The sequence below is a fragment of the Paenibacillus endoradicis genome (assembly GCF_024721975.1).
On record NZ_JANQBB010000002.1, the window covers coordinates 452,228 to 478,012 of the forward strand.

At 36.5% G+C, this 25,785-nt stretch carries 24 protein-coding genes; 8 read left to right on the forward strand and 16 right to left on the reverse strand.

Features of this window, described 5'->3' with window-relative positions; all coding sequences use genetic code 11:
• Positions 1-166 precede the first annotated feature (166 nt).
• Positions 167-391 carry a DUF1128 family protein gene (locus NV377_RS08175; protein WP_258200709.1) on the forward strand — a complete coding sequence of 75 codons (225 nt, stop codon included), beginning with the start codon at positions 167-169 and terminating at the stop codon, positions 389-391.
• 72 nt (positions 392-463) lie between these two features.
• Here NV377_RS08175 and NV377_RS08180 read toward each other — a convergent pair whose 3' ends face one another.
• The 5 genes from NV377_RS08180 to NV377_RS08200 form a co-directional block, all read right to left on the reverse strand.
• Positions 464-898 carry a hypothetical protein gene (locus NV377_RS08180; RefSeq protein ID WP_258200710.1) on the reverse strand — a complete coding sequence of 145 codons (435 nt, stop codon included), beginning with the start codon at positions 896-898 and terminating at the stop codon, positions 464-466.
• Between the two features lie 221 nt (positions 899-1,119).
• Entirely contained in the window at positions 1,120-2,685 is a 1,566-nt protein-coding gene (locus tag NV377_RS08185; protein ID WP_258200711.1) for a UDP-glucose--hexose-1-phosphate uridylyltransferase, read from the reverse strand.
• 30 nt (positions 2,686-2,715) lie between these two features.
• On the reverse strand, positions 2,716-3,702 hold the full coding sequence (gene galE, locus NV377_RS08190) for a UDP-glucose 4-epimerase GalE (RefSeq protein WP_258200712.1): 987 nt from the start codon (positions 3,700-3,702) through the stop codon (positions 2,716-2,718).
• A 159-nt stretch (positions 3,703-3,861) separates the two neighbouring features.
• Entirely contained in the window at positions 3,862-4,077 is a 216-nt protein-coding gene (locus tag NV377_RS08195; RefSeq protein ID WP_258201169.1) for a hypothetical protein, read from the reverse strand.
• On the reverse strand, positions 4,041-5,213 hold the full coding sequence (locus tag NV377_RS08200; protein ID WP_258200713.1) for a galactokinase: 1,173 nt from the start codon (positions 5,211-5,213) through the stop codon (positions 4,041-4,043). The genes NV377_RS08195 and NV377_RS08200 overlap by 37 nt, the downstream gene beginning before the upstream one ends.
• A 163-nt stretch (positions 5,214-5,376) precedes the next feature.
• On the opposite strand from NV377_RS08200, the gene NV377_RS08205 reads away from it, so the two are divergent.
• Entirely contained in the window at positions 5,377-6,300 is a 924-nt protein-coding gene (locus tag NV377_RS08205; protein WP_258200714.1) for an AraC family transcriptional regulator, read from the forward strand.
• A gap of 29 nt (positions 6,301-6,329) precedes the next feature.
• Positions 6,330-7,556, forward strand: coding sequence for an NAD(P)/FAD-dependent oxidoreductase (locus NV377_RS08210; protein WP_258200715.1), 1,227 nt, complete (start codon positions 6,330-6,332; stop codon positions 7,554-7,556).
• 78 nt (positions 7,557-7,634) lie between these two features.
• Here the strand turns inward: NV377_RS08210 and NV377_RS08215 are convergent, their stop codons facing one another.
• Positions 7,635-8,147 (reverse strand): hypothetical protein, encoded by a 513-nt coding sequence (locus NV377_RS08215; RefSeq protein WP_258200716.1) that lies wholly within the window; start codon positions 8,145-8,147, stop codon positions 7,635-7,637.
• Between the two features lie 274 nt (positions 8,148-8,421).
• Between NV377_RS08215 and NV377_RS08220 the strand changes: the two genes are divergently transcribed.
• Complete coding sequence (locus tag NV377_RS08220; protein ID WP_258200717.1) at positions 8,422-9,591, forward strand: magnesium transporter CorA family protein; 1,170 nt, start codon at positions 8,422-8,424, stop codon at positions 9,589-9,591.
• A 71-nt stretch (positions 9,592-9,662) separates the two neighbouring features.
• On the opposite strand, the gene NV377_RS08225 is transcribed toward NV377_RS08220, so the two are convergent.
• Positions 9,663-10,634: a Gfo/Idh/MocA family protein gene (locus NV377_RS08225; RefSeq protein WP_258200718.1), complete on the reverse strand. Its 972-nt coding sequence runs from the start codon at positions 10,632-10,634 to the stop codon at positions 9,663-9,665.
• 208 nt (positions 10,635-10,842) lie between these two features.
• On the opposite strand from NV377_RS08225, the gene NV377_RS08230 reads away from it, so the two are divergent.
• Entirely contained in the window at positions 10,843-11,661 is an 819-nt protein-coding gene (locus tag NV377_RS08230) for a lipase family protein (RefSeq protein ID WP_258200719.1), read from the forward strand.
• On the opposite strand, the gene trhA is transcribed toward NV377_RS08230, so the two are convergent.
• From trhA to NV377_RS08245, 3 genes are all read right to left on the reverse strand, one after another.
• Positions 11,658-12,302: a PAQR family membrane homeostasis protein TrhA gene (trhA, locus tag NV377_RS08235; RefSeq protein ID WP_258200720.1), complete on the reverse strand. Its 645-nt coding sequence runs from the start codon at positions 12,300-12,302 to the stop codon at positions 11,658-11,660. The genes NV377_RS08230 and trhA overlap by 4 nt on opposite strands.
• A 104-nt stretch (positions 12,303-12,406) precedes the next feature.
• The gene (locus NV377_RS08240; protein WP_258200721.1) at positions 12,407-13,102 is read right to left on the reverse strand and encodes a hypothetical protein; all 696 of its coding nucleotides are present in this window, start codon (positions 13,100-13,102) and stop codon (positions 12,407-12,409) included.
• 343 nt (positions 13,103-13,445) lie between these two features.
• A complete protein-coding gene (locus NV377_RS08245; protein ID WP_258200722.1) occupies positions 13,446-15,179 on the reverse strand; it encodes an extracellular solute-binding protein in 1,734 nt (577 codons plus the stop codon).
• 310 nt (positions 15,180-15,489) lie between these two features.
• On the opposite strand from NV377_RS08245, the gene NV377_RS08250 reads away from it, so the two are divergent.
• Together NV377_RS08250 and NV377_RS08255 are read left to right on the forward strand one after the other, a co-directional pair.
• Entirely contained in the window at positions 15,490-17,229 is a 1,740-nt protein-coding gene (locus tag NV377_RS08250; RefSeq protein WP_258200723.1) for a sensor histidine kinase, read from the forward strand.
• 31 nt (positions 17,230-17,260) lie between these two features.
• Positions 17,261-18,889 (forward strand): response regulator, encoded by a 1,629-nt coding sequence (locus NV377_RS08255; RefSeq protein WP_258200724.1) that lies wholly within the window; start codon positions 17,261-17,263, stop codon positions 18,887-18,889.
• A 161-nt stretch (positions 18,890-19,050) separates the two neighbouring features.
• Here the strand turns inward: NV377_RS08255 and NV377_RS08260 are convergent, their stop codons facing one another.
• The 3 genes from NV377_RS08260 to NV377_RS08270 all read right to left on the reverse strand — a co-directional run bounded on the left by NV377_RS08260 (position 19,051) and on the right by NV377_RS08270 (position 20,469).
• A complete protein-coding gene (locus NV377_RS08260) occupies positions 19,051-19,254 on the reverse strand; it encodes a hypothetical protein (protein ID WP_258200725.1) in 204 nt (67 codons plus the stop codon).
• 159 nt (positions 19,255-19,413) lie between these two features.
• A complete protein-coding gene (locus NV377_RS08265; protein WP_258200726.1) occupies positions 19,414-19,743 on the reverse strand; it encodes a LapA family protein in 330 nt (109 codons plus the stop codon).
• A 141-nt stretch (positions 19,744-19,884) separates the two neighbouring features.
• Positions 19,885-20,469, reverse strand: coding sequence for a hypothetical protein (locus tag NV377_RS08270; protein WP_258200727.1), 585 nt, complete (start codon positions 20,467-20,469; stop codon positions 19,885-19,887).
• A gap of 284 nt (positions 20,470-20,753) precedes the next feature.
• Here NV377_RS08270 and NV377_RS08275 point away from each other — a divergent pair, with 284 nt between their 5' ends.
• Entirely contained in the window at positions 20,754-21,722 is a 969-nt protein-coding gene (locus NV377_RS08275; protein ID WP_258200728.1) for an acetylxylan esterase, read from the forward strand.
• A gap of 120 nt (positions 21,723-21,842) precedes the next feature.
• On the opposite strand, the gene NV377_RS08280 is transcribed toward NV377_RS08275, so the two are convergent.
• The 3 genes from NV377_RS08280 to NV377_RS08290 all read right to left on the reverse strand — a co-directional run bounded on the left by NV377_RS08280 (position 21,843) and on the right by NV377_RS08290 (position 25,721).
• Positions 21,843-22,316, reverse strand: coding sequence for an NUDIX hydrolase (locus NV377_RS08280; protein WP_258200729.1), 474 nt, complete (start codon positions 22,314-22,316; stop codon positions 21,843-21,845).
• Positions 22,317-22,427: 111 nt separating this feature from the next.
• On the reverse strand, positions 22,428-23,978 hold the full coding sequence (locus NV377_RS08285) for an ABC transporter substrate-binding protein (RefSeq protein ID WP_258200730.1): 1,551 nt from the start codon (positions 23,976-23,978) through the stop codon (positions 22,428-22,430).
• A gap of 213 nt (positions 23,979-24,191) precedes the next feature.
• Positions 24,192-25,721, reverse strand: a complete 1,530-nt coding sequence (locus tag NV377_RS08290) for an ABC transporter substrate-binding protein (protein WP_258200731.1) — start codon at positions 25,719-25,721, stop codon at positions 24,192-24,194.
• Between the last annotated feature and the right edge of the window lie 64 nt (positions 25,722-25,785).

A 25,785-nucleotide genomic window follows, 5' to 3' on the forward strand; every position in this document is an offset into this window, starting at 1 on the left:
TTTCTATAATAAAAGAACTTTCTTATTATAATTAATACCAACGTATTGTTATTGTAGCGAATTTTCTAGATCAGTTCAATTTGTTGCGTCTCAATTAACAAATCATGTTACAATAATGAATAGAAATTAGATGAAACTGCATTTATTTTAGATAGGGGTGTACAGAATGGCGGACTTACAAGAAGCATCAATGGAAAACATGGTCATTATGATCGAAGAAATCAAATCCAAATTAAAAATGGCATCTGCGGCAGCCATGCAAGCTTCAAGTTATAATTTGAGCAAATATGAAGATATTAAGGACATATATGAAGTGATTACTTCCAAAAACAACTTCAGCATTAGTGAAGTTGAAGCGATTGTTTCAGAATTAGGAAAATTACGTAACTAGCACAAAAAAAGACTGCTTCTGACGTCACCTATGATGACGAGAGCAGTCTTTATTATTATACTTGTACAAAAACTAAGCTTCAGAATTCCCGTTCTCAGTAACGATAATTGAAAATTTCACATCGACTTCTTTCGGTTCACCTCGTAAGAAGAAAGCAATTCTTTCTAGCTTATCTGCTAGTTCAGTTCCTGAAAGCTTCGTGTTCAGATGGAAGTTAAAATGATCGCTTGGTGTATTGAATCCATTACCGTTAAAATTTCTCCAGATGCCGTCTGCACCTAATCGTTGAGTATCTGGTTGTGGATAAAATTTATCTGACTTATTCACAACACGCTCGTAAATACGTAACTTTTTAAGTAGCATATAATACTGCGCAGAATGCTTGAAATTCCACGTTTCACGAATATCTTTGAGCGTGTAATCCATTTTCCAACGTTTAAGCTTCTCAACCTGCTCATCAGAATCTAGTTTTAGAAATTCATCTAGTGGTAACATCTTTTCAGCCATTACAACCCCTCCATCCTAAACTTTTATGTACTTCATTGGATGCGACTTCTTGTAAATAAAAGTAACTTCGAAAGCTCAAGCCTAGCCAAATATACTAAATATCACTATGAAATTTCATAATTACATAAAAAATACCATATCCCTTATATAATTACAACAAAAAAATTCCCATTTGTTAGAAACAAATGGGAATTTTTTTAATATTTTATCACTTTAACACATTATTGTTGAAAGCCGAGCGACTTAATAAACGATTTGAACGCCGCTTGACCGGTTTTTGTACGTTTATATACACCTGCATCATGCAGCACAGCTAGGAATTTTTCACCTGTTTGTGATTGCACTAATTCATTAGCAGCTGCTACAGACAAGCTAGTACCATGTTGCTCTGCTAGTTCAACAATCCATTGAGAATGTTTATGAAGAGCATGCTCTTCGCTTAATGTTGCTTCAACTGCTGCAGCATTATTATTGCTTAATAAATCTGCGATTTGAGCAAGTTCTTCTTTCAAGCGACCTGGTAATACTGCAAGTCCCATAACTTCAATTAGACCAATATTTTCTTTCTTAATATGATGCAGATGTTGATGTGGATGGAAAATACCATCAGGGAACTCTTCACTTGTACGGTTGTTGCGAAGTACAAGATCAAGCTCATATTCACCATTGTCTAGTAAACGTGCAATTGGTGTAATCGTATTATGAGGTGTCTCTTCAGTGAAAGCAAAGATATCCGCCGATGGATCGCTGTATGCTTTCCACTGATCTAGAATGGTAGCAGCTAATTGTTTCACTTCTTCTTTGGAACTACTTTGCAAACGGATTACTGACATCGGCCATTGAACAATTCCAAGTTTCACACTAGGATACTTCTCAGAAGTGAAGCTTGAGTCCATTGGTGCTGTTTCCATCGGGAAGACATGTTTACCTGCTTGGAAATGATCATGAGATAGAATTGATCCGCCAACGATAGGAAGATCTGCATTCGATCCAATAAAGTAATGTGGATATTGTTCTACAAAATCAAGTAAACGCGCCATTGAACTATGAGACACAACCATTGGCTCATGAACGCCTTTAAATACGATGCTGTGTTCATTGTAGTATACATATGGAGAATATTGTATATGCCATTGTTCGCCCTGCAAAACAATAGGAATTGTTCTTAAATTTTGTCTAGCAGGATGATTGACACGCCCTGCATAATTTACATTTTCTGCACATAACAAACATTTCGGATACTTTGCAGGAGGTAAAGTTTTCATTAAAGCAATTTCTTTAGGATCTTTTTCTGGCTTAGACAAATTGACTGTAATTTGAAGATCACCATAATTTGTTGGATGTAGCCAGCTTGGATTTTTTGCGATACGATCCATGCGAATATAATTGCTATCAATACTTAATTTATAAAACATATCCGTTGCTGCAGAAATCCCTTTTTCTTCAGCAAGTTTATGAAAAATACTAATAAGTTCAGACGGACGTGGCATTAATAATCCCATTATTTTCGCATCAAGCAAATCACGATATGTTAAAGTCTCTTCAGGAATTAAGCCAATTTCAAAACCATAATCAAGTAAACCTTCCAATACTTCCACTGGAGAACTTAATTGTTCTGAAAGAACTTTACCTTCGTATGGCTCATCGAATTTGAAAAGATCTAATAATGCATTTCTTGCAAAATCAATATCTGCTGTTTGAATCATCTGCTGTTGATGTGCAAATTGAACTAAACGTTCAATTTGCAATAATGCTTGCTCTGCAGATGTAGTAGTTTGTGTTATCATAACGACATTCCTTCCTGCTGCGCAATAATGTTACTCGTTATATCCGTTTGGATGATTAACATGCCAACTCCAAGCACTTGCAATAATTTCTTTCAGATTACTACGGTCAGGACTCCAACCAAGTTCCTCACGAGCACGAGTTGACGAAGCAACTAGAACTGCGGGGTCACCTGCACGACGTTGTTCCATTACAACTGGGATTTCACGGCCTGTTACTTCACGAGCGATGTCGATAACTTCTTTCACTGAGAATCCATGGCTACTACCAAGATTGTAAACAGCGCTGTCTGAACCTTTACGCAATGCATCAACTGCTCGTAAATGAGCATCTGCAAGATCACTTACATGGATATAGTCACGAATGCATGTTCCATCCTCAGTCGCATAGTCATCGCCAAATACAGAGATATGTGGTCTCTTGCCTAACGCGGCCTCAAGTACGATTGGAATAAGATGTGTTTCAGGATCATGTGCTTCTCCAATTTTGCCACTATCATGTGCGCCAGCAGCGTTAAAGTAACGAAGTGAAATATATTTAACACCGTAAGCAACGTCAAACCATTTCATCATTTTTTCCATAGCTAGCTTAGTTTCACCATAAGCATTAGTCGGAGTAGTACGATCATACTCATCGATAGGTACACTTTCAGGCTCGCCATAAGTTGCTGCTGTAGAAGAGAATACGATTTTCTTAACATTGTATTCATTCATCTTTTCAAGTAAGCAAAGCGTTCCAAATACGTTGTTGTTATAATATTTACCAGGGTTTTTCATACTTTCACCAACAAGAGAGTTAGCTGCAAAGTGAATAACCGCATCAATTTCATTTTCAGTAAAAACTTTATCAAGAATATCATTATCACGAAGATCTCCAACATAAAGCTTACCGCCTAGAAGCGCCTCTTTGTGACCTTGTTGTAAATTATCAAGAATGATGATTTCTTCTCCACGCTCATGTAAAGCTGCAACCGTATGAGAACCAATATAACCCGCGCCACCTGTAACTAGAACTGCCATGTTATCATCTCCTAAAATTTGTTTACTTCTTGATAAAACTTCCTATTTATGAAAAATTCATCGAAAGCATATACCAATTTTTTGTTTCTGTATTATTTTCACCATTAATTAAGCTACCTGCATAACTTCGAAGCATAACCCCTCTTTTTGAACTACCTCTTATAATGAAAATTCAAAAAGCGGGCTTTCAGAACCAAGAAGATGCCATGAAGCTAGTGACGTGAGGAGCGCAACGTACGTTTCTGGTACGTGAGCACCAAAGCAAGCGATGAATGGCATCTTCGCCGCTGAATATGCTGCTTCAGCATAATCAGCGTTATCAAAGTCCGCTTTTTGAACTACTTTAGTTGCTCTACGCCGTTTCCGATTGTACACACATAGAAGTCAGCCACAAGACCAGTCTCTGCTGTATACTCAGTAGCAACTTGTTCTTTGAATTGCTCAATAGAATCTTCATGAACAAGAGATACCGTACAACCACCAAAACCTGCGCCTGTCATACGAGCGCCTAATACTCCAGGAACTTTGCGCGCTGCTGCGACAAGTGAATCAAGTTCATGACCAGTTACTTCATACAAATCACGAAGTGAATCATGAGAACCGTTCATTAATTGACCAAATTGAACTAGATCATTTGCTTTTAATGCTGTCATCGATTGAAGTACACGATCAATCTCTTCTACTACATGTTGCGCACGCTTCAAAACAACTTCGTCTTTGATAAGATGTTTGGATGCGTTGAATTGCTCAATATTTAATTGACCAAGTAATGTCAACTCTGGGTAGTCGGCACGTAAATCTTGAACTGCTTGCTCACATTGTGCACGACGTTCATTATATGCAGAATCCACTAAACCACGACGTTTATTCGTGTTTCCGATTACTAATTTATAATCACCTGAGTTGAATGGTACAAGGTCATATTCAAGCGTATCGCACATAAGTAAAATCGCATGATCTTTCTTACCATTAGCTACAGCAAATTGATCCATAATACCGCACTGTACACCATTGAATTCATTTTCTGATTTTTGAGACATAAGTGCGATTTTCACAGTGTCTAGAGGTTGATTTTCTAATGTTAGTAAAGCAAATGCTGTTACTACTTCAATTGAAGCTGAAGAAGAAAGTCCTGCACCATTTGGAATTTCACCGTGGAATAGAAGATCATAACCAGAGCTGAAAATCACACCCGTTTGATGAATTTCATTAACAATGCCTTTAGGATAGTTCATCCAGTCATCTGCTTCATCGTAAACAACGCTTTCAATACTTAATACTTTTGTTTCAGCAAAGTTTGTAGATGCAAGACCAAGGCCTTTATCTTCGCGTTTACGTACAAGCAAAGTTGTTCCAAAAGTTAGGGCAGCTGGGAAAACATAACCGCCATTGTAATCTGTATGTTCACCAATTAAGTTAACGCGCCCTGGAGCGTGGAATACTTGAATATCGTCAGTAGAAGTTCCGAAGCGTTGCACAAATTGTTCTTTAAGTTCTTGAATATTAGCCAATGTTATCACATTCCTTTTTCATCAAATTTGTTAAGTGATATTGCATTCAGTATATAGCAGTTTAAGTACTAACAAAATGGTGGCAAGTGAAATCTATATGGATTAATGTGACTTTAGTGCTTATTCCATGATAAACTGTAGACAAGAAAGGATAGGTGACATTATGGAACAGTCTTCTCATGAACTCCTGAAGCCAAACCAACATTATGCCGACGAAGAATCTACGAAAGAAACGTACCGTGTAGCATCTAATCCTAATATGACAGAACCTAACCAGCAATGGCTTCATGTGTTATTTGCAGGTGAAAGTCATACGAAACCTAATCATAGACTTGGTCCTAAAGTGTATGATTTCTATCTAATGCATGTCGTCCTTTCAGGTAGCGGAAGCTTTATTACAGAGCATAATCGTTACGAATTAAATGCAGGTGATACTTTTCTTATTCGTCCTAATGAATTAATTTCCTATGAATCCGATAATAATGATCCTTGGCACTATCGCTGGGTCGCTTTTCGAGGAGAGCAAGCAGAACATCTCGTAACTATAGCTGGTTTCACCTCTGGTTGTGAAGTAATGAATAATGTCCCACTTGAACCTGTTGGGAGCTACTATCAAGATATTTTAGAAGCTTTTCGCTACAGTCATCCCACTTCATCCATACATGCCTCTGGTGTTCTTCATATGATCATGACCGAATATGGGCGGGCACAGCAACCCTCTGATCAATACTTACTTCGACAACAGCCGAATGAACATCAATTGCATAATCAAATGGTCCATTACTTAACAACCCAATACACGCACCCCGTTTCTATCGAACATATGGCGGAAGCGCTTGGTTATAATCGGGCTTATCTTTCCCGTATATTCAAACAAAAAATCGGCGTTACTCCTAGTACTTTTTTGTTACAGCTGCGACTAGATACTGCTCGGCGAATGCTAAGAGAAAGAACTGAATTAACAATTGAGCAAGTTTCTGCTTCGGTAGGTATTCAGGATGCTCTCTATTTCTCTAAACAATTCAAAAAACGTTACCAGCAATCCCCTACTTCATATCGAAAGCAAGTAATTGATCAAATGAATTAATGGATATACTAATTTGCGAGGTGAACAATATGAAGGAACTTCATACAGGAGATTATTATTGGAATACGTTTCATACTAAAAAATCAGAATGGTCATCATTGGATAATGATTTAACTACAAAGGTACTTATTGTCGGTGGCGGTATGTCCGGCCTATTAATGGCTTATATGCTACATGAACAAGGGATTGATTTTGTACTACTTGAAGGAGATCAAATTGCGGAAGGTAGCTCATTAGCTAGTACGGGCTTATTACAATATTGCAATGATATCATGTTAAGTGAATTAAGAAGTGCCATAGGCCGTGAAAAAGCAGATACATTTTATCAATATTGTTTTCGAGCGTTAGATCAATTAAAGCGTATCGCTTCAAATATTCAACAACATGTTGGTGATGCACATTTCCGTCCTCGGACAAGTATGCAGTACTGTTCTACCGATGAAGACATCGTTAAGCTTCAGCAAGAATATGAAGCTCTGCTAAGTTTGGATTTCCCTTGTGAGTTATGGGGAAGTCAACAAATACAGCAACATTTTCCTTTCTCAAAAGGTACTGGATTAGTGACACATGGCGATGCTGAAGTGAATCCTCATCTATTTGTATTAAGTTTGGCACAATACTTAACTGAACAAGGTTGTCATCTGTATGAAAAATCAATTGTGAGTGATCATGAGCGATTATCTGATGGCAAATACCACGTTACCGTAAACAACATTAATAAAGTAGAAGCCGAATATATTGTCTATGCTGTTGGTTATCAGCCGGAACAACTTCATCAGAAGCTCTTTCATTCGGCTCTTAATCGCTCTTATGTTATTGTTACAAATCCTGTGGCTGATCTATCCAGTTGGCATGAAAAATATATGCTTTGGGAAACTGCTCGTCCGTATTTGTATTTACGTACGACAATAGACTCACGAATTATCGTTGGTGGTCTTGATGAGACTACTCAAACTCCGAATCATAATACCGCATCTATAGATGCTCATAATAATACATTGTTAGAAGAACTACGCAAACTATTTCCCGATTATGATCTCCAAATTGATTACAGCTGGAATGCTACTTTTGCGGAAACAGCAGACCAGTTACCTTATCTCGGTGTAGATCCCGAAGATAAACACATTATGTATATTCTTGGTTATGGTGGAAACGGCACTGTCTCAAGTATGCTAGGAGCAGAGTTGTTAACGAACATTGTATCTGGGTCTTCTGCAATGAGTGATCTAGCAGACATAGTTAAGCTTGACCGATAGAGGTACCGACGCAGAATTTGATAACAAAGTGATATAAGCTTCATATTCAACATCGAATATGAAGCTTACTTGGGAAGTTTATAAATTATTCAATATTTGTACTGCATTCGTTTCAGGAATCCAGTCGGTGTTGTCTGAAAACGACATATATAAGCTATCAAACAATGAGTTTTCTGCTTCGTAGTCTGAAACACATAGTATAAACTGTCCATGTCGCAATGCCTGTAAGCAAGCACTTGCTACACTTTCATTCAGACCGTATGCAAGAAGTGCCTCCATACCACGCTGCTCATTAGACTCCCCAACGATTACACCAGGCATCCCGCTCATTGGTATTTGCATTGAAGCTTGTGAAACGAAAAATGGAGTAATAAAAATATTCTCATTATCATTGTCACCATGTGCGTTCGCTAATGCAATTTCTGAAAGTAGATCAATGTGAATCGATGTCTCCGCATTGAGTAATTTGCTATGTTCCAAATCCTTTACAAGAATACTCAGTCGATCTTTCGTAAATCCATTAGCCTCTAATTTATGCAGAGCTTGGGCTACCTCATGCTGACTTTGAAACAATAACACTTGAGTAATCAAAGTAAAAACCTCCTAAAACTTTTTATTAGCTACTTGATTAATTTCTTGTAAATAAAAAGTATCCTCGAAAGCGTGCGCTAAAACTTTTTATTAAAAAATCATAATGTTCTATACAATTTGTTATTCCCCAAAGAGGAAGCAATCACTCAAAATGTCGAAATTTTAGAGATTTGTTCTAAGAATGTATATTTTGTTCGATTAGGTTGTGTAGGACTTATCATTACGTTATGATGTAATTTAGAGAAGATCTATTTAGAAGGGGGAGGCAGATCATTTGATCCATCGAAATCTTCGTTATATGACGGGCTGGGAATGGCATGTTCTGCAGCTTCAACACAAGCCAGTAATTCATGAGTTACAAACTAAATTTAAGTCTAAATTAACAAAAGAAAACGAACGTTTTTCTGGTGAGAAATATGAATTAATGCGAGCGCATCCAGAAGTATCCCAGTGGATTGAATCTAGTTATGATCGGACCACTAACAATATAGTGTTGCAACATGTTGAAAATCACGGAGTTATTGTTCATGGTACAATACTTATTCAGTTGTCTGAAGATACGAAAGATATTACTCCTTTTCATTTCTGGTTAGCTTCTAATAAATTGATTACGATGCAATCAGATACAAGAATTCCACTTCGACTACAAAACTTAGATCATCTACCTCTCTATGAACAATGTCATAGTGCCCCTGAGGCTTTCTTTTGCATGATTGGTATTCTTCTTGAAAGCTTAGATATTGGCTTAGATCAATTTGAGGAACGATTAGGTCAATTAGAATTAGATATGCGTGAACGAAATCGTAAAGACTTATTAGATGATATCATTGAACGAAGATATGAACTCCTGCATTTCAGTCATTTATATTTACCTATTCGTGAGTTAGAAGGATTATCGAAAGAAGCCTTTCTAGACACGCTAACCGCTTCAGATAGTTATATCCGAATGCAGCATAGATTTAACCGCATCGATAGTTTATTGAAGCACTATGCTATGGAAATTGATACACTTATTTCTGTAGATGACGCACTATCTAATTTTCGTGGTAACGAAATTATTAGAACTTTAACTATTTTCACTGTTATTTGCTTACCAATTACACTGTTTGGAGCTATTTGGGGAAGCAATTTTATATGGTTACCTTTCAAAAATGAACCCCTTGGTTTTCTATACACATTAGGTGCAATCTTGATTATTACCAGCTTCATATATTTTCTATTATGGAAACGAGGCTGGACAGGTGATATTCTTATGCATCGCAAAAAAAGCAAGCAACTTTCAAAGCTTAGCATAAATATACTCAAACCGTTAGAACTTGAAAAATTCTCTCAACTACCATCTCGTAAATCACGGAATAAAAAAGAAAAACCACCTGAAAAACCAGAAAAAGTTGTGACCGAATACGCCAATGATCAGCCACTACCATCTCGGAAACTTCGATAATTAAACGAAAGGCTCAGTCCAAAGTCATTACTAATGACTTTGGGCTGAGCCCTTTTTGTATAAATTTTATCCTATCCTAATTTGATCACTTTACCAGTTGAAGCAGACTCATTAGCAGCCATTGTAACTTGGTGCGTGCGATATGCATCAGCATAATTTGAACGAATAAGTGAAACATCACCAGTGCGAATAGCATGTAAAAATGCTTTAGCCTCATTCTCATACGGATTACTTTGATTGTGATACTCCGTTGTTGAGGCAGTAGTTATATCTTTCAAACCACCATGACCTATTTCTAACTTACCAGCATCTGTATAAACATGTAGTCCACTCTCGTAGCCAGCAGGAATAATACATGTATTACTAATCGTTGCGATTGTACCATTACTTAACTTCAAGGTTACCGTGCCTGCATCTGCCACATTAGCATTAGAATCTTGCTTAGCCAATATCCCTTCACTGTATGTTGCATATACTTCTGTAACCTCTCCTACAAGATAGCGTAATAAGTCAACGATATGCGTCGTCTGTTCCACAAATTGACCACCAGAAAGTTCTTGTCTACGCCACCACGTGCCGCCTGGAGCTCCCCCCATCCAATAACCTAGTGACATCGCAATATTTCGATCAGCAAGTAACTGCTTAGCCTTATCTGCACTGTCCATATATCTAAAATGATAGCCAACTGATGTAATTAATTGTTTGGCTTCAATCTTCTGTAGCAACTGCATAGGTAATTCTGCTTCAGATGAAAGAGGTTTTTCTACTAAGAAAGGAATATTGCGCTCGATTAATGCTTGTTCAAAATGTCCATGTGCAAATGGTGGAGTGCATATGTATACAGCATCTAATTTACCTGCATCAAGCATATCTTCGATATTGCTGTATCCCTTCGCGTCGTTAAAGGTACTAGCGAATTGATCTGCTTTCTGTTGAGAACTAGCAGCTATTGCAGTAACCTTTACACCTTCTTGTTGGGATAATAAATGCGCATGTTTATCTGCAAACCAACCAGTACCGATAATACCAACTTGTAACGTCATATCAAATTCCTCCTGAAAAAGGTTTTTAGAATTTTAACCGCACTAGCAACAACCCTATTATAGACAAATAATGAAATGGCTGTCTATGTGTTAATACACTATAAGTATGTATGAATGTTGCGTATTCTTTTATCTGTGCAGTTACCCATTGTAACCTCCTTACATAGTATAGAGAATACTTACTCCTTAGAATCGGAGGTAATCAAATATGAATAGGCTACAGCTACAAGCACAGGTGCAAGAGCCTGATCTACCCAGCGCATTATTTCTTGCAGCGATTTGCGGACAAACACAAGTGCAATTCACAAACAAAGAAACTGGACTATTTGTTATTCCTGATGATTATAGACTCGTAGGGGCACTCAGTACATCAGATATGGGAATCGAAAATGATCGTTATGGTTTTATCATCACTTCAAATCGATATTCTATTTTAGCATTTCGTGGTACGAATACTGCTTTGGACTGGGTTCATGACTTTAAGGCACAACAAATGGAGTTTACACCAACAAAAAATGTCGGCAATACCCACAAAGGGTTTACCGACATTTATTTAGCTCTTCGTGAACAAATATTTCAATTGTTAACATTACTTAAACCTGACTTACCTCTATTCATTACTGGACATAGTCTAGGCGGGGCATTAGCGACTCTGGCAGCTATTGATATTGCTACTAACTCAAATTATAAGAGTCCGATTGTTTACACATTTGGGGCTCCAAGAGTTGGAGACCCTACCTTTGTTAAGTCTTATAACTGTACAGTCCCTATTCATTGGAGAATACAGAATAAATTCGATATCGTCCCGCATTTGCCTACATTGGTCTATCATTCTCCACAAACTGAAGAAACTTATTTCTATTTGCATGTGAAGGGTGAGGTTCAACGTTCTTTCCGACAAGGCTCAGTAGCATCCAATCATCTGCTATCAAGTTATTTTCATAATTTATCTGAAGATATGCCTCAAGTCGCTTCCGCTATTTGTGCCTCACCACTAGGTTTCTGTCCTAGTGTCGAAATAACTTAAGCTGGTAAAATGTATAGAAAGATTGCAAAGAAGTGGATGATCGAGCCAGCAAGTACAAATAGATGCCATACGGCATGGTGATAAGGAAAGCTACGCCACATGTAAAATACTGTGCCCACGGTATATAGAATCCCACCCACGACCAATAAAGTTACACCTTCAGCTGCTAAATTAGCAGTTAGTGGCTTCCAAGCAAAAACGATACACCATCCCATTAAAATATAAAGAATGGTTGAGGTAAATAAGAAACGATTAGCGAACATCGATTTGAAAACGATACCTACTACCGTGATTCCCCATACAATGCCAAATAATACCCAACCTAAAGTTCCTTGAACAGTATGAAACAAGATTGGAGTATACGTACCAGCAATGAAAATATATATGCATGAATGATCGAATGACTCAAATACTCTTTTTGCTTTTCCTTCTGGGAAACTGTGTACTAGCGTTGAAGCTATGTATAATAGCAGCATCGATGAACCATAAATCGTAAAGCTTACTACGTGCAAAGCCGTTCCCTTCAGTACAGCAAAAACAATTAATAATACTAATGCTGCGATGCTTAATAATGCACCAATTCCGTGAGTTATCGCATTAGCAATTTCCTCACCCTTTGAATAGGTATGTGTATTAGCCAATTTTTCACCCCTAAACTCTTCACTTACTTTTCGTTATCCTTCTCATTATAAGAAAGCACAACTGAAACATGAACTAGTATCCAATATCTATTTAGTGTATCGGATTACAGCCATTCCTTCAAGTAAGCGTTGAGACTAGACATGGTCTTATCTAAATTACACGCATGATGTTCATCACTAAATTGTTCACTCTGCCGGAAATAATCCGCATGTCCACCTACTGTATGAATACCTTCAATAAATCCGGGTGCATATTTCTGAGAATTCCAATGGGGTAAAGGTATTTCTGATGTAAGTGAACTCCACCCTCCCCAGCTCCCTAAACGACTGATAGGATCTTTTACTTTACCGTTATTGTCTATGGAATGTATATATCCAACCCGTTCCTTTAGTTGCGGAATAATTCTCGTCTTCGGTGAGCCTATTTGAACGACTTTAGAATTAATCGGTAACTGGTCCTCATGAAGTTTCCTAGCTATCTGATATGCAGCTACTCCGCCCCCACTATGTCCTATCAACAATAGCTTAGGAACTTCACAATACGAATTAATACGTTCCCAGACTTTTCTTCCACCATAGCCAGCAAGCCTTGCTCGCCTTGAAAGGTCTGCACGTACTTCATATAATTGGCGCATTAAACTACGCTCAGCATCGCCATATGGAAATAAAAGTTCAATATCAGGTGTAATGCCCTTCTGTTGCATATTGTGAACTAATGCTTGTTCTAGCGCATGAAAGGCAGACGGCGTTGTTTTTACACCCGCTAGCAAAAATATTTTTAGTGATTGACTAGCTTGCATGATTAAGCCCTCCGTTAGTATGCTCATCAATTGATTCTCTTTCTTACATTATGCTAGGAGCAACGCTTTTTCATTCAACCATTTCTTAACAAAAGAAAGGACCATAATAAAAAAGATATATGCCAAGTTTCATTAATTAGAAAGTATTATAGCAAATGCTTTCACAATATGCATACTTACGTTCTCCATCTAAAACGAGACTACCTCATTAGAAAAACAAGAAGCCTGAGCAATCACTTTTCCAAGTGATTGCTCAGGCTTAAATTTAATAAACTGTTCAATAGATATAGACTATCTAGAAGTAAGTCGCTCTTTCTAACAAAATAGATATTTTCATTTCGTATTATTGCGTACTATTATACCAATCGTTAACTTCTTTTGTTATTTCCTCTCCACCAGATTTCAACCAATTTACTACCATTGTGTCGAATGCATCAATTGGCTGTTGTCCATATATTATTTTACTATATGTTTCGTTAACTAGCTGATTAAGAAGCTCGTTTTTACTTTGCATTGTCTCAGTTATCGGTCCCAAATAGTAATTTTTCATACGAATATTTTTTTGATCAACAATAATTTTCATTGCATCTATATTTTCTTTCATCCGAGTATTAAACACTTGTTTTTCGTAAGGTGATTCAGGTGCCTCACCATTCGCAAGTTTGATATGAGTGTCTCCATATAGAGTCGGAATACGTGCACCCTCATAAGTTAATGAGTAGTAAAGTGCTGGAGCAGTTTGGCCCTTCAAACCAGGAAATAGCTCTGGATATGACTCAGCATCTGCTGTTATACTTCCATCCGGTAGTACCGCGTAATCATAACCTTCTGCAAAACCGTTCTCAAATTGACTGCCTGGTTGTGGATTAGCCCAATTATCGAAGAACCAGTTGTAGTAATGAATAATTGCTTCAGGATGCTTAGCATTTTTGTTAACAAAGAGATATCCATTTACTGGCGGGTTACCTCCAGCTGAACCAATCTTCCCATTGGTACCTGCTGGGATTGGGTATGCCTTGTAGCTTGCACCAGGCACGTTAGTAAGAAGCTCTGGGAAAGGCCATTCTGGAAGCCAGTTGCGTCCTATCATAATTCCAGCTTCACCATCAGTAAATAACTCAGTTCCATTTAACTCATCATATAAAGTAGAATCTTCGGAAATATAACCTTTTTCCAACCAAGATTTCAACGTAGCTAATGCATCTTTCGCTGCTGGATCAATAGAACCATTCACTAATGTTCCTTCATCACTCAAATTCCATTGTTTAGGCATTGTGCCATATGCTCCAAATACGAATCCAATATCAGACATCCAAGTACTAAATCCATTTTTGAAACCCGTTGCCAAACCAATCGTATCATTTTTACCATTTTGATCAGGATCATCGTTCACAAAAGATTCCATCACCATTTCAAGCTCAGCTATAGTTGTTGGGGCTTGAAGTTTCAAGTTATCTAACCAGTCTTGACGAATCCACATTACATGATCGTCGTTATAAGCATAATCCAAAATTGGAAGTGCCATTTTTTCTCCTTCGCGAGTAATTGGCAACCAAACCCCAGGATCAAGAGCAAGACCTTCTTTGTAGATGTTATTCGCATACTTTTCAACTAATTCACCAACTGGCATAAATTGTCCAGAGTCGATTAACATATTAACCGTTTCCAAATCTCCACGATAAGAAATAACATCTGGCATTTTCTCCTCAGAAGAAAGCATAAGACGTAGTTTTGTTTTGTAAGCGTCATTGGTATTCGTAACAACCCAATCATACTTGATCTCAATGCCTAATTGATCCTTGATCATTTGTGTATGTATATTATTTTCAATACTTTCTCCTGCTTTGAAGACAGCACCATTCTCCTGAATACCCCATACTGTTGTTAACGTGATTGGAGTTGTATATTTACCATCTACAAACATCTCATCATTTCCAGTGCCGTTAGTTACTGGTTCTATTCCCTTTGATTTGGAGTTATTGATTGTCTTTTCCCCATCCTTATTGCTTGTCCCAGAACATGAAATAATTAGCATAACAAATGACAAAATCAATACTATTGATAATATTTTGTTCATTATTTCTCTCCCTATATGTAAAATTAAATCAAAATGACTAATTCCATTTGTTATGAATTAATCATAATATTAGCAAGATTTATTTGAAATGCTATAATCTTTAGATTGATGCCATTATCTTGCCTACTCTTTCACAGCTCCCAGAACAATTAACAGCTGTAAGGTAGATAATAGATTTTTTGTTAGTCTGACATATAATAACCTATCAAACTAAGTATTCCAATGCATGACTATAGTAAATTATGAAATAATAGCAATCGATAGTATCTGATTATAATATTTTTGTTATTTTGGAAAGTGAGGTTATGGCATGCGGTTACGTGAAAACACATTCGCAAAAATTATATCGCTTATTACTCTGTTGTTGATTCCGATTATTTTGCTTTATACATTATCAATGCAGACTAGTATTCAAGTTATTAAGGATGAGGTTCGCTCTCTCAAGCAAAAAGATATTAATTTTCTTGCGAATGAATTTGATAAAAGTGTCACAACATTAACCTCTCTAGGCTTTTTATTATATGAGGATATACATATTCAAACATTGCAAACGCTCCATTTATCAGATAGCGTTTACGAACGTAATAATGAGCGGCTTCGTATAATGGAGCGATTACGGTTACTCAACGTATCCCAGCGCTGGGATACTCAGTATAGTATTCTCGCCCCATCCAACCAAGAGTTTGTCTCTACGAATACATATCTTTCATATGACTTAGATTCTGTAAAGCGTCTATTTGCGCCTGAATGGAAGTACCAGGAGGTCATTACACAAAATATTTCCCAGCAACGCTTCGTTCGTCATATAGTAAGACCCAAAAATAAAATTGCTAACCTTGAAGAAGCTGGTATTATTATTGAGATTTCTTTCCCTGAAGAACATATTATTAAAGATTTGGACACATTCAAAGAGACAGGAAAAGGTGACCCTTTCCTATATAATATGGATGGCAATTCTATTCAAAATAAAAATTCAGATAAGGCAATGATTACGACAATTAGTGAGCTTATTCAGTCCGAAAAACTCGTTCCTACATCCAATAATCAAATCATTAATATTTCTAATAAAGACTACTTAGTATTGTTTTCACCTATTGACACTTTAGGTTGGTATCTCGTTGACTATGTACCGATCGATAATATGTTGCAGCCGATTGTTAAAACTCAAATTTTATTTTATGTTTCTGTCGTCTTATTGCTTGTTATGAGCCTACTTGCAGGTTACTTATTGTATCGTAATGTTCAGCGCCCCATTGCTTTATTAATTAGAAATGTTAGAAAACTTCAAGAAGGTGACTATTCTACTCGAATAAAAGTTAATCCGAAAAATGAGTTTTCATATTTATTTGAGAGGTTTAATGATATGACTGCAGAAACTGAGCGATTAATTGAGAAAGTATATATGGAGGAGTTACGTTTAAGAGAAGCGAATGTAAAGCAGTTACAATCGCAGATCAACCCTCATTTTCTATACAATTGTTTTGCATTAATACGAAGTCTAGCAAGACTGAATAAGACGGAATCGGTTATGACCATATCGATGCATCTCTCTAAATATTATCGATATACAACGAGAGTTGAGAAGCTAACAGCAACACTTACTGAAGAAGTGCAGTTACTCAGAAGTTATCTCGAAATTCAACAATTCCATATTCAACATATGTCTTACCATATAGATATTCCGGAATCGATGCTTGATCTTGAAATTCCTCGTCTGTTACTTCAGCCAATTGCAGAGAATGCTGTACTGCATGGGATAGAGCAATATGATGGTGATGGAATTATTACTATTTCGGCTGAAACAGTTGGGAACTTTCATTCCATTATTGTAGAGGATAATGGGGTAGGTATGACCGAAGAGCAATTAGAGATGCTAGAACATAAATTGATTGACACACCAGATGACAATAGTGGATGCGCATTATGGAATATTAGACAACGTATGATTTTCCAATTTGGACCCGAGGCTTCTATTAATTTCTCGATCAGACCAGGAGGCGGCTTAATTGTCCGTCTATCATGGTCTAGTCCTAATAATAAAAATTATTAACCATCATGAAGTGTCGAAGGAGTTGCTTGACATGTATCAATTATTAATAGTAGATGATCAGCCAGATTTGGTTGAAGATCTTGCAACAAATCTAGACTGGAGCAGTATCAATATATCATCTGTTTATCAGGCTCATTCAGCATCTGAGGCTCTAGATATATTGAGAATGACTCCAATTGATATCGTCATTACTGATATTCGTATGCCCGGTATATCTGGCCTTGATTTAATAGAGTCTATTAGAGCATCATGGGACCATATAAAATGTATTTTACTTTCTGGTTACAATGATTTTGAATATGCAAAACGCGCTCTCCAAAATCAAGCTAGTGACTACTTATTAAAGCCAGTCGAAGACGAGGAGCTACTTGAAGCTGTTCAAGGAGCAATTAAAGAGTTAGAGAATCGTTGGAACGAGATTAGTTCTCATAAAAAAGCACTAGCCTCTATTCAGATAAATCTACCTATCTTACGATCCCATCTATTGAACGCATTGCTTAATGGTGAGCATATAAGTAAGGAGCAACTTGAAAAGCGTATTAAAATGATGGAGTTACCGATTCAATATGGGTCCACTTGCTACATGATGCTAATGCGTATGGAAGATTACTTTTACGATCAAAGTAACAGTGACATCTCATTGCTTGAATATGCAGTTTGTAATATTGCAGAAGAAATTTTTCATGAAGATTATCGACTTTGGTATGTCAAAGATAGCTACGGCTATTATGTATTTCTTATACTACCTCGAGAGGGGTTATCCAACTCGAAAATCTTACAGTTGATGAATCCTTTAGCTATCGAACAGAAGGCCGCTCAGCTTCAACATTATGTAAAATTATATCTGAAGGGGACTATATCTCTAGTGCTAAGTAAGATTGGAATATTCCCTTTACATTTATCAACTCAGTATGAAGATTTAATTAGAAGTTTTCGCCAACGCATCGGGAGTGAGCGAGATTTTTTGCTCACATTGAATGAAGAGGAACAATATGAAAATGAGAATGCTCACTCATTGACTCACTTATATTCCCCGCCTCTTCTTAATCATTTGTTAGAAACAGGGCAATGGGATGCAGTAGATCAAAAGTTAACATTAATTTACGAGGAGTTAGAGCAAGAACGAGGAGACTCACATGAGTATATTTTAGAAACGTATTATTCTATTGTAAGCTCACTTAGTTATTCCATTCATAAAAACAAATTGCGGTTAGTTGACTGCCTTGGGACAGAATTCAATCAATTGATGAATGGCCCACATTTTCATACTATTACACAATTAAGATCTTGGACTGATGAAGTATATTCAACCTATAAACTTATTATGCTTGACCGTGTACAAGATTCACGAACAGGCATTATACAAAAAGTACAAGAATATGCTTCTCAACATTTGGCCGAAGCATCTCTACAAACAATTGCAGATCACGTACATCTCAACCCATCTTATCTTTCCAAAGTGTATAAATTAGAAACTGGCGAGGGGATTAGCGAGTATTTGTCTGGATTAAAGATGGAAACGGCTGCCCACCTTCTCCGTTCCACGTCAGATAAAATTTATGAGATAGCTGCAGCAATCGGCTATATGAAAACAAGCTATTTCATTAAATTGTTTAAGGATCGCTTTGGGGTAACCCCTCAAGAATTTCGTGAACGGTAAGAATATTGTAATTTTTCATTCAATACTACGGCAGTTGAATGAGTTATATTGCTATCAGCAAAAAAAGTCATGAATGACTACAATAATGTAGCAATTCATGACTCTCTAGGTACCTAGTAATCAACGATTATTAACCAATAAACTGCAAATGATTCGTGTAATTACACGCCCATTTTTTTACGTTGATTATTCACTTTTTTTGTATTTTGACTAGTTAATTTTTTAGTACCAGTCGACAAATCTTGTTTGCCAGGTCCACCTTGTTGTTGCTTACGAGCAGCAAGAAGTTGCTTAGCACGTTCTGCTTGTGAAAGTTGCTTAGCTTCTACTTGTTCTTCTGGTTGTTGTGAGTTTTCAATAGACATATATGTCCACCTACCTTTATATGGTTGTTCAAATTGAACTTGCACTAGTATGTTACATTAACTATATTTTACTACAGATTGATACTCAAATGAAAGGGCATCCTTCAATTATTGAAGAAGACTCACTTTCTACTTCAGTATATGTATAAATAAAAATAACTATTTACTTGTCTCTTCCTGCTCTGTACTCGTTTCTTTCATATCTTCCACAATAACCTCTTCACGATCAGTTTGATCATCAACGTTAAAGCCTGACAATTGCTTTTCGTACTGTTTTACTTTACGTTGTAGAACATATACACGCACTAGTCCTAATGCACCTACAGTCAAACCACCGAAAAGTGTAGAGAATAGAATAACAAGAATCAGCGGGGTAGAAGTTTGACCAAAAAAGAAATTAACTTGAACAGGCTCTACATTTATGACGGCAAATACAGCAATCACTAGTGCAAATACAAACGCTAATAGCAACATCCATTGACTTTTCATCTTATAACCTCCTAAATCTCTTCATGAACAATATCTAATAGCTTGTCCAATCAAGCGTAATATTCTACAGACTTACTTACAATAAGATGTTAGCGTATCTTGCCTCAAATGTACATAAAAAAAGCTAGTTCAACGTTATTTTCATAACTTTTGAACTAGCTTATATGCTGGTTGATAGCTATCACCCATACCATGTTTTAGTCCACCTAGATAACTTCTTAATCTACCGCGATAGATGAGTTCTAATTGTGCATCGAGAAAGTCTCCCGGTGTAACGAGTGTTGTTTCTTTATTGAATAATTCTAGATCAGCGTTAATTAATATTGTAGACACAAATTGAGAGCAAAAATAATGATTACGACGATCCCATGGAATATTAAAATATACGGCAATCATTCCGAGAAAATTATAATGGTAATGATTAGCGTAATGAATAAAGTGATCTATTTGAGTGCGAATTGTATCATACGATTGTTGTGAAACCTTCATACGATATATCGCACATTGTGATCGTAAAAATACTGGACCTGTAACATCTTCTCGAATAAATCCACCAATGAAAGGATTTCGTTGGTACTTTCGTCCAAAACTATATACCTCTCTTAGATCGCTATCAAACGCAATTGAAACGTGGCTAAGATGCTCTTTTGTACAATATGAAATAACATTGGCTAGAACAGTGCCAGTATTCGTAAGAACAATGTATAATTCTCTCTCTTTCGCCATAGTTACCTCCCTAACATATAAGCTCACTTTAATAGTCTAACTTGAAGTGGGAATTACTGTAACCATCTTAAGTAATAGCATATACTAGACTTAAGTCTTATTGACTCCCCTAAATGAACCAAATATTTACAATACAATAGAATTTTACTTCATTTCACATTTTGAAACAACAGGTAATTAATACATTATTTTCGTTTTCAAACTTATATATTAAAATGATAGAATAGACATTCCACAATTTCGCTATGAAAACAATTAAATTCAAGAAGGGAAGTTTTTGTATAATGCCTCAACCATATGATATGCCTTTAGAACAGCTACAGCAGTATAAACCAGCCGCAACTGCAGCAGAAGACTTTGATAGCTTCTGGGAAGAGACGCTTCAAGAGCTTCATACAGTGCCTCTTACATATGAGCGTCATGAAATTTCATATCCTGTGAAAAATATGAAAGTATATCAAGTATTTTTCAAAGGGTTCAATAATTCACAGATTGAAGCCGTGCTTGCTATGCCTATCACTGATAAACCACTACCAGGAATAGTAGAATTTCATGGATACAACTGGGTAAATGATCGTGATAAACATGATGTTGTTAATCTTGCATTGAAAGGTTACGCAGTTATGCGTATGTTCTGTCGGGGTCAATATGCAGGTTCCATAGACAATGTCATTTCTAGTAATGGTCATGTAGCTGGTTGGATGACAAAAGGTATTCAAAATAAATATGAGTATTATTACCGAGCTGTTTATATGGATGCTGTTCGTACCATTGATATTCTTGCTGCCATGCCAGAAGTAGATGCTAGTCATATTGCTGTTACAGGTGGTAGTCAAGGAGGAGCTATTACATTAGCAGCCGCTGCACTTTCAACTGTCCCGATTGTAGCAGTAGCTGATCATCCTTATCTTTCACATTTTGAACGCGCGATTGATGCGACACCTACTGGTCCTTACTATGAGCTCAATGAATATTTCCGTCGATATAGTGATAGACCAGACTTAGAAGAGAATGCCAAGTTGACATTAAGTTATTTTGATATGATGAATCTTGCTCCAAGAATTACTTGTTACACTTGGATGACTATTGGTCTTATAGATGATATTACTCCTCCATCTACAGTTTTCGCAGCATATAATCATTTGCAATGTAAAAAAGATATCGCTGTATATCGCTACTATGGGCATGATCAAGTTCCCGCTTCAATTCCGGTAAGATTACAAATCTTTATGGACTACTTACAAACAACTTAACCTTCGTGCTAGTAGCTGATCAATGTAGGTTACTAGCTTTTTTATTAAGCAACGCTTTTCAAATATCATACCATGTATTGTAATTATGATCACTTACTTCTTAATGTATTCCTGTGTTAGTCAACTGAGTATTTCTTTAATTAATATTTTTTGATTATTTGGTAAGCCCTCTGGCCATTCATCGACATTACAATACATAATATCTGATATTTCAGCACTGGGCTCAAACTCTCCTTCGCTGATCGTTCCTTTGAACACAAGCTCTATTCGATTTGGACTTTTACCATATACAGCTTTTGCTAAGCTTGTAATATTCACCTTAAGTTTTGTCTCTTCATATATTTCTCTCGCCAAGCCCAATTCTGGACTTTCTAATTCCATCCAGCCTCCTGGAATTCCCCAAGGCTTATTACGATATACATGATTTAATAGTAACACTTGTCCTTTTTCATTCGTAATTACACCTAGTACAGCAACAAGAAATTTATGTTGAGCTCTATAGACTACCCAATTTTTAAACTTTGCAAATGGCATGTATTTATACATGTATACAAGAAAGTTTTGCGGCAATATTTTAACTATTTTCCTTAACACTAACACACCTGCTCTATCATTATTTTCACTCCAATATCATGTAACGTACTAATTATGAAAAAAGCTAGCAGATCCATACTCTGCCAGCTTTTTCTCATTACCTATTATTAACTATTCTACTACTTCCTCTGTCGGCGCATCTTCAGTCGCTACATCTTCAGAACTAGTCGATTCTCCGGCTGCTTTACGAATGAGTTCTTCATTGAATGAACTATCTTCCGTATACATTTGATTCTTCTCATTCCAATATTTTTCCTGCTCTTCTGGAGTCATCTTACCTGTTGCTAGTAATTCATTACCTCGTAATTGCAATTCTGCTAACGCTTCTGCAACAGTAATGTCACCAGTATTTAATTTATTGAATGTTTCATACGCAATATTGTAATACTCGTATTGGTATCTTTCAGGGACTTTTGTATAATCTACATTTACATTCATTGGCTTTAACTTATAGAATGCAGCATAATTGCGTTCTGTATCTAGTTCCAAATATTTAGTTCTAAGTGGTAGATTACCATATGAAATTTTAGATTTTACACGTGCATACTCGTCACCAGTAATATATGAGATAAATTTCCATGCTTCTTCGACATTTGTTGATGTAGCATTAATAGCAAACAGATTATAGTAGTTCGTATAGAATGAAGAATCTGGATTTTGTGATCCCACAGGAGCAGTAACAAGATCCCAATTGTCAATAATATCTTCTGGATTTTGAGAGTAATTTTTTGCGTCTTCAATTTGATTCACAAAATAGTTACCATCTACTCTCATCGCGAGTCTACCAGACATGAAAGGATCCATGCCATAACTACCCTCGTCTTGCTTAAAGTACACTGTGCCGTCTTCTCCGCCACCCCAAAGCATATCATCATAGAATAATACATCTGATTTCAACACGGATTGCGCTTGCTCAACAATAGCTGCCCAAGCTGGAGTATCTATTGTCATCTGCAATGTATTTTCATCAAAAACTTTTAAGCCTTCTGTATTCGCAAGCAAATTAATCATTTCATTCAAATCTTTTCCCCAGCCCATTTTCAATCCAAATACACGATCTAGTGGATCTCCATCTTTAGGGAACATATTCGCAAGTTTTATAACTTCCGTCCACGTCATTTGATCTGTTGGATAAGGTACACTATATTCATCAAATAAATCTTTGTTATAGTAAAGTGCTTGAGTAGAGAAATTCGTTGGGATAGCATACAAATTACCACCGCCATATCCTTTCATAGCATCAATAACACCAGGAACAAGTCCATCTACATCATATTTGCCATCTGTTACATAGCTTTCGATATCATATAGTTTTCCTTCAGCGCCTAGTTTCTCTAACTGTGATGGCTCGACCATAAGAATATCAGGCTGCTCTTTTTCTATAAATGCTGCTAGCGCTTTGTCATAATCATTATCGTTTTCTTCCATAAGTGTATTATAGATATTGTTTGTATTTACAACTTGAATTTCGACATTAGGATAAAGTGCGCTATAAAGCATGCCATATTCTTGGAAGAAACTATTCTCATCGTAATACATAACCTTTAATGTACGTGCTTGATTTTCATTGTCAGATCCATTTTTTCCAAATCCAAAGCTACATCCCGTTAACATAGCTGCGGTCAAACATAGAGCAATTCCACCTCTAATCCATTTTCTCATCTCTTGGTTACACCCCTTAATTGGAATACTTACATTAACATAACGTTCCAATACAGAAAAAGGTTGCATTATTACCATAATTTCCGACATTTAGAAATTTCATCATTAGTATCATTGATTCCCTAGTAATGTGATCAATTATGTATCGCTCAAATCACCAAAAGAACTAGCAGAAAATATATCTGCTAGTTCACTTAGTTAATCTATTTCTTTCTATTCAACAACTTCTTCTGCCGTTACATCCTCAGTAGTTACCGATTCCTCTTCAAACGGAAGCATTATCTCTCCACTGGAGCTTTCCATATAGTTTGGATTCTGCTCTTTCCAATAATTTTCTTGCTCTTCTGGAGTCATCTTCTCTGTTGCTAGTAATTCATTACCTCGTAATTGCAACTCTGCCAATGCTTCTGAAATATTAATTTCATCACTAGTTACTTTATTGAATGTTTGATTGGCAATATTGTAGTACTCATATTGGAATCTTTCAGGAATCTTTGTGTAATCAACATTTTGGCTCATCGGTTTTAGCTTATAGAAGGCAGCATAATTTCGTTCCGAACCTAATTCCATATATTTAGTCCGTAGCGGTAAGTTACCATATGAACTTTTTGATTTTACACGTGCATATTCATCACCAGTAATATAGGATATGAACTTCCATGCCTCTTCCACATTTGTTGAAGCTGCATTAATACCAAATAAATTATAGTAGCTCGTAGAGTATGATGCATCAGGATTTTGCGACCCTACTGGTGCAGTAACAAGATCCCAATTTTCAATAATATCTTCTGGATTTTGAGAATATTTTTTTGCGTTTTCAATTTCATTTACAACATAGTTTCCATCTAATCTCATCGCGAGTCTACCAGAGAAAAACGGGTCTCTGCTATAATAATCTCCGTTTTGCTCAAAGTAAACTACTCCGTCTCCGTTATTACCATATAGCATATCTTCAAAGAATAATACATCTGATTTCAATACGGATTGAGCTTGCTCTACAATACTCGCCCAAGCTGGAGTATCAATTGTCATTTGTAATGTATTTTCATCAAAAACTTTTAAGCCTTCTGTGCTTGAAAGTGTATTAACCATATCACTCAACTCTTTACTCCAGCTCATTTTCAGACCAAATATACGTTCCAGTGGTTCACCATCCGCAGGAAACATACCTGCAAGATTAATGACTTCCGGCCATGTCATTTGATCTGTTGGATACGGCACGTTAAATTCATCAAATAGATCTTTGTTATAAAAAAGCGCTTGGGTATAGAAGTTAGTAGGTATAGCGTATAAATTACCTCCACCATATTCTTTCATAGCATCTATAACACCAGGAACAAGTCCTTCTACATTATATTTGCTATCTGTTACATAGCTTTCAATATCATATAGTTTACCTTCAGCTCCTAATGTCTCTAATTGCGACGGATCAACCATAAGAACATCAGGCTGTTCTTTCTCTATAAAGGCAGCTAGTGCTTTGTTATAATCGTTATCATTCTCTTCCATCAATGTATTATATATCTCTCTCGAGCTCACCACTTCAATTTCAACATTAGGATAAAGTGCGCTATACAACATTCCATACTCTTGGAAGAAACTATTTTCGTCATGATACATAACCTTTAATGTGCGTGATTCATTTTTATTATCTGAACCATCTTTTCCAAATCCTAAGCTACATCCCGTCAACATAGCTACGGTCAAACATAGAGCAATTCCACCTTTAAGCCATTTTCTCATTTCTTTTTTACACCCCTCTATAATAATACTTACATTAATATATTACGTACATTAATGTAAAAAG